The sequence below is a fragment of the Glutamicibacter sp. AGC84 genome, from assembly GCF_053543575.1.
Window position 1 is genome coordinate 510 of the sequence record NZ_JBLVOC010000019.1, and the last position, 8,255, is coordinate 8,764.

Annotated in this window: 8 protein-coding genes; 5 read left to right on the plus strand and 3 right to left on the minus strand. The window is 62.2% G+C overall.

All coding sequences use genetic code 11. From position 1 onward, the window contains the following. Positions 1–17: 17 nt before the first annotated feature. Complete coding sequence (locus tag ACNPN0_RS12280) at positions 18–782, minus strand: hypothetical protein (protein WP_105658967.1); 765 nt, start codon at positions 780–782, stop codon at positions 18–20. 113 nt (positions 783–895) lie between these two features. On the opposite strand from ACNPN0_RS12280, the gene ACNPN0_RS12285 reads away from it, so the two are divergent. After that, positions 896–2,086: an alanine racemase gene (locus ACNPN0_RS12285; RefSeq protein WP_448937280.1), complete on the plus strand. Its 1,191-nt coding sequence runs from the start codon at positions 896–898 to the stop codon at positions 2,084–2,086. Beyond that, positions 2,083–3,384 carry a D-arabinono-1,4-lactone oxidase gene (locus tag ACNPN0_RS12290; RefSeq protein WP_448937279.1) on the plus strand — a complete coding sequence of 434 codons (1,302 nt, stop codon included), beginning with the start codon at positions 2,083–2,085 and terminating at the stop codon, positions 3,382–3,384. The genes ACNPN0_RS12285 and ACNPN0_RS12290 overlap by 4 nt, the downstream gene beginning before the upstream one ends. On the opposite strand, the gene ACNPN0_RS12295 is transcribed toward ACNPN0_RS12290, so the two are convergent. Next, the gene (locus tag ACNPN0_RS12295; RefSeq protein ID WP_332727850.1) at positions 3,381–4,418 is read right to left on the minus strand and encodes an endonuclease/exonuclease/phosphatase family protein; all 1,038 of its coding nucleotides are present in this window, start codon (positions 4,416–4,418) and stop codon (positions 3,381–3,383) included. The two genes, ACNPN0_RS12290 and ACNPN0_RS12295, sit on opposite strands and share 4 nt — an antisense overlap. A 73-nt stretch (positions 4,419–4,491) precedes the next feature. Next, positions 4,492–6,162: a thiamine pyrophosphate-binding protein gene (locus ACNPN0_RS12300; protein WP_448937278.1), complete on the minus strand. Its 1,671-nt coding sequence runs from the start codon at positions 6,160–6,162 to the stop codon at positions 4,492–4,494. A 461-nt stretch (positions 6,163–6,623) separates the two neighbouring features. Here ACNPN0_RS12300 and ACNPN0_RS12305 point away from each other — a divergent pair, with 461 nt between their 5' ends. The 3 genes from ACNPN0_RS12305 to ACNPN0_RS12315 all read left to right on the plus strand — a co-directional run bounded on the left by ACNPN0_RS12305 (position 6,624) and on the right by ACNPN0_RS12315 (position 8,231). Further along, positions 6,624–6,905, plus strand: coding sequence for a hypothetical protein (locus ACNPN0_RS12305; protein ID WP_388026047.1), 282 nt, complete (start codon positions 6,624–6,626; stop codon positions 6,903–6,905). A 629-nt stretch (positions 6,906–7,534) separates the two neighbouring features. After that, entirely contained in the window at positions 7,535–7,780 is a 246-nt protein-coding gene (locus tag ACNPN0_RS12310; protein ID WP_448937277.1) for a hypothetical protein, read from the plus strand. Between the two features lie 265 nt (positions 7,781–8,045). Next, positions 8,046–8,231 carry a hypothetical protein gene (locus ACNPN0_RS12315; protein ID WP_388026044.1) on the plus strand — a complete coding sequence of 62 codons (186 nt, stop codon included), beginning with the start codon at positions 8,046–8,048 and terminating at the stop codon, positions 8,229–8,231. The last annotated feature ends 24 nt before the right edge of the window (positions 8,232–8,255 follow it).

An 8,255-nucleotide genomic window follows, 5' to 3' on the forward strand; every position in this document is an offset into this window, starting at 1 on the left:
CGGCAACCGCGATTCAGCTAGTCCTCGACGATCTCTGCGTCAATGACTCGAGGGTCATCCAGGGGCAGAGAGCTTGGCGCCACCGTGGGAATGCCGGCGAAGGCCACTGCCGCATTCTCGATCACGCGCTTGGCCATATATCGATTGCCTACGCCACCGATGGCCGCGCCGACCCCAAACGGAACCAAACGGCCGATGGTGCTAGCCGCTTGGGTGCCAATGATCTTGCGCAGGAACTTCTTCTGCATGGTGCGCTGCATTGCAGAATAGATGCTCGTGGACTTGCTGGCACCGAAGGACTTGGCCCATCCCTGGATTGGCCCCCCACCGCGGCCTGCGGCCTGGGAAGTCAATCCGGCAATCATCGAGCTGCCCTCGTCGCCCATCATGATGCCCATAACCAGGACTCGAGAACGATCCGGGTCGTCGATGGCTATGCCGTGCAGCTCTGCCAGGCTTTGCGCATACAGCGCCGAGGCTTCCAAGAAGCCCAAGGTCGCAGCTATGGAAAGGCCCAGGGCGATACCGGTACCAACAGCGGGAACGGCTGCGGTTCCACCCACGGCTGCACCGGAACCGGTAACTACGCGCAGATAATCGCGCTCGACAATAGCTGCCAGCTGGGCAGTAGTAGCGTCAGGGTGCTTTTTGCGCAGCCTCTTGATGTAGGCAAGCACCAGCGGGCGCTGCACGCCGATGCCCTTCATGATGGCGTCCTGCACGCCGGAGCGCGGCTTTCCATCTTTGCCAATCAAAGTCATTGAAATCGGATCGTTTTTCATGATGGCTCCAGCTTAACCGCAAGACCCTGAGAGTTACCTTGGGCTTTGCGCTTTCAAGCAAGCGTCTTGAAAAATTCCTTGAAACTCCCCGACGCTGGTGCAAGAGTTGGCCTATGAAGAACGCTCAGGCCAAACGGTATAACCACGCCTTGAAAAGCGCCGGGATCTCGGAGCATCCGGTCGCGCTGCTCGATCTGGATGCCTTCGATTCCAACGTGATCGCCCTGCGCGAACGGGCCGGCGGTGTGCCGATTCGCATCGCGTCCAAATCCCTGCGTGTACGCAAGGCATTGGAACGGGTCCTGGATGAGCCCGGTTTCCGCGGCGTTCTCTGCTTCACCTTGGCCGAAGCATTATGGCTGGCCAGCCATGGCTTGAAGGACTTGGTGGTTGCCTACCCGCAAACCGATGCCGAAGCGATCAGCCGGTGGGCCTCCACCGAACAGGCACGCGAAGAGGTAACGCTCATGGTGGATACCCAAGAGCAATTGGATTTGATCGACAGGCTCGCACCGGGGCACGGGCCGCTGAAGGTCGCCCTGGAACTGGATGCTGCCTATTACCCCAGCAGCAACCTCCGTATCGGCGCCGCGCGTTCCCCGCTGACCCGGCCGGAACAGGTCGCCGAACTGGCCGCCCAGGTGCACCGCCGGCGCAACTTCATCTTGGACGGGCTGATGGGCTACGAATCCCAAATCGCTTCGGTCCCCGATGGGGGTTTCAGCCCTAGGGCACTGATCGCCCGCAAGCTGCGCCAAGCCAGTGCCGCCGAACTGGCGGACCGCCGGGCCGAAACCGTGGAATTGGTACGGGAGCTCGGCGACCTGCGGTTTGTAAATGCCGGAGGTACCGGTTCGGTAGAAAGCACTATCCAAGAACCAGCGGTAACCGAAATCGCCGCGGGCTCAGGATTCTTCGCGCCCGCGCTCTTCGATTCCTACCGCGCATTCCGCCCCACCCCTGCCCTGTACCTGGGATTCCCGGTAGTACGCCGTCCCGATGAGCGAACGGTCACCATCCTTGGTGGCGGTTGGGCCGCTTCGGGTCCAGCCGGCAAGGACCGCTTGCCCGCCATCGAGCATCCCAAGAAGCTTCGCTACCTGGCCATGGAAGGAGCCGGCGAAGTGCAGACTCCGCTCACTGGCCCCTCGGCGCATCGCATTGCCATTGGCGATACCGTGTGGCTGCGCCATGCCAAGTCCGGCGAACCGGCCGAACGCGTTAATAAGGCGGCGGTGTACTCCAAGGGCAGGATCGTCGAACAATGGCCTACTTACCGTGGAGAAGGGAAAGCATTCCTGTGAGTACTTTCAGGAATTTCGCACGCACCGTGGTCTCCCACCCAGCAGCTGTCCATTCTCCGCGCAGCATCGCAGAATTAGCGCAGAGCCTGGAGCAGGCCGCCGACCAGCACCAGCCGGTGCGCACCGTCGGCGCAGGCCATTCCTTCACTCCGCTGGCAGATACCGTCGGGATCTTGCTGAATCTGGATAGCTTTCGCGGCATCGAGGAAGTCGACGCTCGCACCCACGAGGTGACGTTCCGCGCCGGAACCCGGCTCTGGCAGATCCCCGCCCTGCTCAGGCCCTTCAACCTCGCCTTGGAGAATATGGGAGATATCGACAAGCAGTCGGTCGCTGGAGCAATCAGCACCGGCACCCACGGCACGGGCCTGGAATTCAGCGGATTCAGCGCAACGGTCACCGGAGTGCAGATCATGCTGGCCGATGGCACCCATCTGCGCGCCAGCGCGCAGGAGAATAGCGAATTATTCGAGGCGTCCCGGCTTGGCCTGGGAGTACTGGGGGTGCTCACCCACGTCCGGCTGCGGTGCGTCCCCTACTACATGATGCGTGCGGCCGAATCCATCGAACCCATCGGGCAGATCGCCGAAAGCTTTGTTGATCGTGCCCGGCAAGAAGACCATCTGGAATTCTTCTGGTTCCCGGGCACCAGCAAAGCCCAGGTGAAGATCAATACCCGGCTCGACGGCCAGGTCCCTGCCGATCAACCGCCTGCGGTGGCCCGCTGGCTGAACGATGAACTGCTCTCCAATGGCGCGTTGCAGCTGCTCAGCTCGCTGAGTGCAGCGGTCCCCCGGACCACTGCCAAATTGAATGAGGTGGCTTGCGCGGCCCTGCCGGAGCGCAGCAGCATCGCGCCATGGAATGAAGCTTTCACCAGTGCGCGACGGGTGCGCTTCACCGAGATGGAGTATGCGCTGCCGCTAGCTGGCTTCGATGAAGCTTTCGCGAAGGTGCGAGCGTACTTCAGGCGTTCGGGAGTTGGAGTTTCCTTCCCTGTCGAGGTGCGTACCGCGGCCGGGGACTCCACCTGGTTGGGTACCGCCAGCGGCAGGCAGACAGCATACATTGCCGTGCACCGCTACATTCGGGATAAGGCTCCGGGATACTTCCCGGCCATGGAAGAGATCTTCCGTTCTTTGGGCGGCCGGCCGCATTGGGGCAAGGAACATAGCCTGCAAGCAGCGGATCTGGCGCAGCTCTACCCGAAATTCAGCGATTTCACGAGGGTGCGCCAAACTGCCGATCCGGAAGGACGATTCCTCAATCCTTATCTGCGGGGTTTGCTCGGCATCTAGAACTGGACATCGGTCCAGATCAGCGGGCTTGATGCTTTCACCAAGTCCGGCACCGTTCCGGGCAGGGGCTGGGAACTGCTTGGCGGATGCTCCTGGATGCGGCCCTGGCCCAATACCTGCCAAGTTGCGCTGGGGACCAGGTAGCTTCCGGAATCATTCAAAGCGTTCGCGCGCTTGAGCCCCTGGAGGAATGGTTCAACGCGATCTGCCGCGTTCTCCTGCAAGCCAAGTGCGCCGGCGATGACATAGCGGTCTTCGCCGACTCCTTCTGCTTGCTCGCCCTCATCGGTGCGAACGTAGTCCTCTCCGGCCAGGTAGCCGGTGAGAACCTTCAGCTCATCAGCCTGGCGTGCCTTGGCGAATTCCTGGTCCTGCGCATCTGGCTGGGTTTGGGTCGCAAGAATATGCACCGGCTCGCCACGGTATTGGATGGGAATGTCCCACAGCCCGGTGCTCATCACCGGAATGGAGGCGGCGAGCACACCAGAGAAGTCGGTGTGGTGCATCATGTCGTTGGCAACGTCCTGCCACTTGAGCTGGGAAACGCTGGTGACCTGGTCTTGTGCAATCGGGTACTTCGATAGCACGACAATCGAGCCCTGCTCGGCGAATGCGGCCTGGCCCCACGCATCCTCGGCGCCGCCGATGACGCCATCAGCGTTCAGATCGGCACCGCTTTGCAGGCCCTTGGAGCCCACGGCCAGGTAGGAATACCCGTATTCCACATCGGCGCGGGCATCGTCGGGATTGTTCAGATACTGGTCGTTCAGTGCATCAACCGCGTCCTGGGTGGCGTCCATATCTGTCAGCACCACCACGTCCGCATTGGCGCTGCTGATCTTGTCTGCAACCTGCGCCGCCTGGCGGTCGGATCCGCGCATCAGGTTCGCGGGCAGCTCCTGGGGGGTTTCGCCGCTGAGATTTGCCTGGATGGTTGCCACGCGAAGCGAGGTCTCGGAAAGCTGCGCTGCGCTGGCACCCGCCGAGTCGCCAGGGCCAGTGGGTGCAGCAAAAGCGCCGGTTGAGGGGAACATCAAAAGTGCCCCTAGACCCAGACTTGCTGTTCCGACTAATAACTTGCGCACTCAACCACCCTACGACGTTCGGCTACCGCTTGCCACCACCTTTACCGGATTGTAATGCCGCAGCCGCGGCGGCCTTCTTGTTCGCAGAAAGGACCTCGTCCATATAAGGAGCACGCACATGCATCGAGACACGGGCATCCACCAGGCACACACCACGGGCTCCGGCATCCACCCACTGCTGGACCCCGGTGAGGTCTTCGAGCGTGTCAACGCGGATTCCGGTGGCTCCCATGGCCTTGGCGATACCGGCGAAATCCACCGTCGGGATCAGCATCGGGTCTTCGTGCAGGCCGACGGATCCGTACTGGTGGATTTCCGCTCCGTACGCGGAGTCGTTGTAGATGACGATTACGCCACTTTCCACGGTGCGAACGATCGATTCGAGGTCCGCCAGGCCCATCAGGAAGCCGCCATCGCCGGCGGCCAGCACGACCGTGCGCCCCTGCGCCGCCGGGCCTGCGCCCACCATGGAGGCGATGCCCAGGCCGATGGACTGGTACGCGGTGCCCACGCAGCTCAAGGAGCGTGCACCGGAGGTCGACCAGTACATGGGCCCCCAGCCGATGAAGTGGCCGCCGTCTTGCACCAGCACGCGATTGGCCGGCAGGATCTTCTCCAGTTCGCTGGCCACGCGGCGCGGATCAAGCTGCCCGTCGGCGGCCAGGTCGTCACCGGCCGGACGGGTGCGCAGATTGGACAGGTCCAGGCTTGAACGCCATCCGCCCTGCGCCTGCTCCACCGCACCGAGCAGGTCCGCGGCGGCCAGGGCCGCATCGGCGGTGGCGAAATAGTCCACGCGCGGGTTGGTGGCGGCGCACCCCAGGTCGATCTGGATCAAGCTGGCATCCTGCGCGACCAGATCGCCAAAACGCATGGTGAACTGGTTCAACGAGGCGCCGAGCACCAATACCGTATCGGCCTGCGCGATGATCTGGGCGTTGGCCTCGGTGGAGAAGCCTCCGGTGATGCCCAAATCGAACTCGTAGTCCAGCAGGTCGCGGGCCAGCAGGGTACCCGAGGTGGTGGCGTCCAGCTTCTGCGCCAGCGACTGGACCTGCGCGGCGGCATCGATCGCGCCGCGGCCGTAGAGGATGTGGGTGCGCTGCGAGGCGTTGAGCTTTCCAGCGATCTGCTCCAGCTGGGTGGAGTTCAGCTGCGGTGCCGGAGGGGTGCTGCGCAGGGAGGCGAAATCAGGCAGCTGCTCTTCGAGGGAATCCACCGCGGCCAAATCATAAGGGATCGCCAAAACAACCGGCATCCGTTCGCGCAACGCCCGGGCGGCCGCCTCCAGAGCGGTGGCACCCGGGTTGTCACGGTCAACGACGTAGCGGGGTGCTCGCACTGCTGTGTCGATCGCGGCCTGGTCGACGTCCCATCCACGCAGGCCGGAAGTTGGCGCGTCGCCGGTGACGAACAGCAGCGGGGTCCGGGCCGCGGCGGCTTCAGCCAGTGCGGTGATGGTGTTGGTGTAGCCGGCACCGTAAGTGGTGGAGGCGATGGCCAGCTTATTGGAGATGCGGAAGTAGGCGTCGGCGGCCGAAACGGCGGCCGATTCGTGGCGCACGGCGGTGTAGTCGAAGCCTGCACGCACTGCGGCGTCGAGGAAGTGGGCATTGCCGTTGCCCATCAATCCGAAGATCCGCGGGGCCAGCGGCTTGAGGGCGTGGGCAATGGCAGCTGAAACGCTAGACATTATGGACTCTTTTCAAGAAATCGTGCTGAAGAAATTCCATATATGTCTGCCGTTACCGGTTGCTGGACCGCAACGGGTATCGCCCCTTTTGAGAGCGCCGGAACCTGGCGGGGCCATGTTCCTGACTCACTGATGATAAGGCAGGAACCGCGCCTGGCGCTAGGCCGCTAGTGCGCCTTCCCATTAACACTTCCCCGGGGGCGATCTCGCAGCGTTCCGAGCGATGCGCCCACGCACCTCGGTCCTGCCCCCGCGCTTGGCTGCACCGGACGCCGAATGGCGCCACCGTGGCCTGCGCGCCGTGCACGGGGCCAAAAGTTTCACCCGGGCTCGGTGTTCGAAGTCGAAGTGTCATCCGAAAGTACCATGTACAGCAATTTTCAGATTCGATACTATCGAAATAACACTTAGTTGACTTGATCTTTATATGACAACTATCGGACATTATAGAGAAGGAAAGCATGCTGAAGTTCTTGGGAATCACCTCTGAAGCACCTGCCGACGGATCAATCCCCGCGTGGCAGGGCGTCTCCAAGAAGCACCGGGGCATCGCATTCGCCATTTCGCTTGCGCTGGGATTGGCCACGTTCCTGGTAACCCGCTGGCTGCTCTCCGACCTGCCGCCAGAAGGCTATTTGCCGCTCGTTCCCTGGAACGCGGCCGCCGCCATTCTGCTCATCAGCACGCTGGTGGCCGAGCGCGGATTGATCCGCAACGCGCCCTCCGAAACCTGCGAAATCTAGGGGCCAGAGCTGGGGGCGGTACGGAAAGCCGCACCCTCCCCCAACTTCGCGGAACTCGCCTGCAGCTCCTCAAATGCGGCGAACGGCGAATTCAACAGCCCGACGGGCATTAAGCGCCCGGTGCGATCCGCCAGCCATTCGTCATGGACGAGGCCAGCGACCTGCCCGGCTACAGCGAAACTGCCGATGGAGCGCTCTTCGACTACGACTTCGGGCTCAGCTACCAGGGCAAGTAGTTAAACACAGGCCGACTCGTCCATCACCCGCCTGGAGGACCGGCTGAACGCTTCGTGGCGCCTCCCGCAGCCTCAGGGCGATTCCGAAGGCCTCGACAATACGGACCATGTTCAACAGTTCCCGACTGCCATGGCTGTGTCGAGCACGGCTTCGAGGCTTGCCTCCACGCCCGGAGGAATCTGGATGGTCATGCGCGTTACCCCGTCACCAACCGTCAGCTGCCCAACTCTAGAAGACCGTCAGCTGCCCAACTCTAGAAGATGGAGCGTGGACATTCTTTGACGGCGCCGTCGATAGCTTTACCGTCGCGCTGGGGGGATGATTAGCTCATGGCTAGAAAAGACAGGACTGTAGACGTCGCTCAGGCCCGAGCGGCATTGATTATGGCTGCTATGCGGCGCACGATCGTTACCTACGGCGAACTGGGCAAGGCAATCGGTATCGAAGGAGTAGGCGTCTTCTACGAATTGAGGCACGTCCTGGACGACCTTTCCGATGACTGCATCAACCGTGGAGAGCCTTCGCTGGCAGCGCTCATCGTCAATAAAGACACGGGCGCGCCAGGCAGTGGGTGGACTGATGGCACCCGGCCTTGGCATACGGAGGTGCAGAAGGTCTTCCAGTTCTGGGCTTCCTGATTCATAGGCAGAGAAGAACCCCAGACCACTTCAAGCATTGCGCCCCCTCTTGTTGATGACAGTGCCGATGTACTCGCGGCTGCCAATCTTTCGCGGCCAAGCCGTCGGCGATGAGGAAGCGCTGCAGAACTTTTGCTAGTGAGCTCAAATTGGCGACGTGGAATTGAGACAGATTCGACGATTTCAAAGTCATCCCTCAAAACCCAACATATCCCCGAAAGGGGTATCCGAGAGTGCGGGCTTTTCGATCGTCGCCGGCTTCGGCATGTCCGACACCGCGCTGATGGACATCCTCTCGGGCAAGTTCGCCCCGCAGGGGCGCATGCCGTTCGCGCTGGCCGGCACCCGCGAAGCGATCACCGAGCAGTTCAGCGACCTGCCCGGCTACGGCGAAACTGCCGATGGAGCGCTCTTCGACTACGGCTTCGGGCTCAGCTACCAGGGCAAGTAGTTAAAGGGGCGGGGGCCCGGCATG

Excerpts from the sequence above, each read along its gene's own strand:
- ACNPN0_RS12285 (WP_448937280.1), top strand. The coding sequence starts at position 896 with ATGAAGAACGCTCAGGCCAAACGGTATAACCACGCCTTGAAAAGCGCC.
- ACNPN0_RS12315 (WP_388026044.1), top strand. The coding sequence starts at position 8,046 with ATGTCCGACACCGCGCTGATGGACATCCTCTCGGGCAAGTTCGCCCCG.
- ACNPN0_RS12280 (WP_105658967.1), bottom strand. The coding sequence starts at position 782 with ATGAAAAACGATCCGATTTCAATGACTTTGATTGGCAAAGATGGAAAG.
- ACNPN0_RS12295 (WP_332727850.1), bottom strand. The coding sequence starts at position 4,418 with ATGTTCCCCTCAACCGGCGCTTTTGCTGCACCCACTGGCCCTGGCGAC.
- ACNPN0_RS12300 (WP_448937278.1), bottom strand. The coding sequence starts at position 6,162 with ATGTCTAGCGTTTCAGCTGCCATTGCCCACGCCCTCAAGCCGCTGGCC.
- ACNPN0_RS12305 (WP_388026047.1), top strand. The coding sequence starts at position 6,624 with ATGCTGAAGTTCTTGGGAATCACCTCTGAAGCACCTGCCGACGGATCA.
- ACNPN0_RS12310 (WP_448937277.1), top strand. The coding sequence starts at position 7,535 with ATGCGGCGCACGATCGTTACCTACGGCGAACTGGGCAAGGCAATCGGT.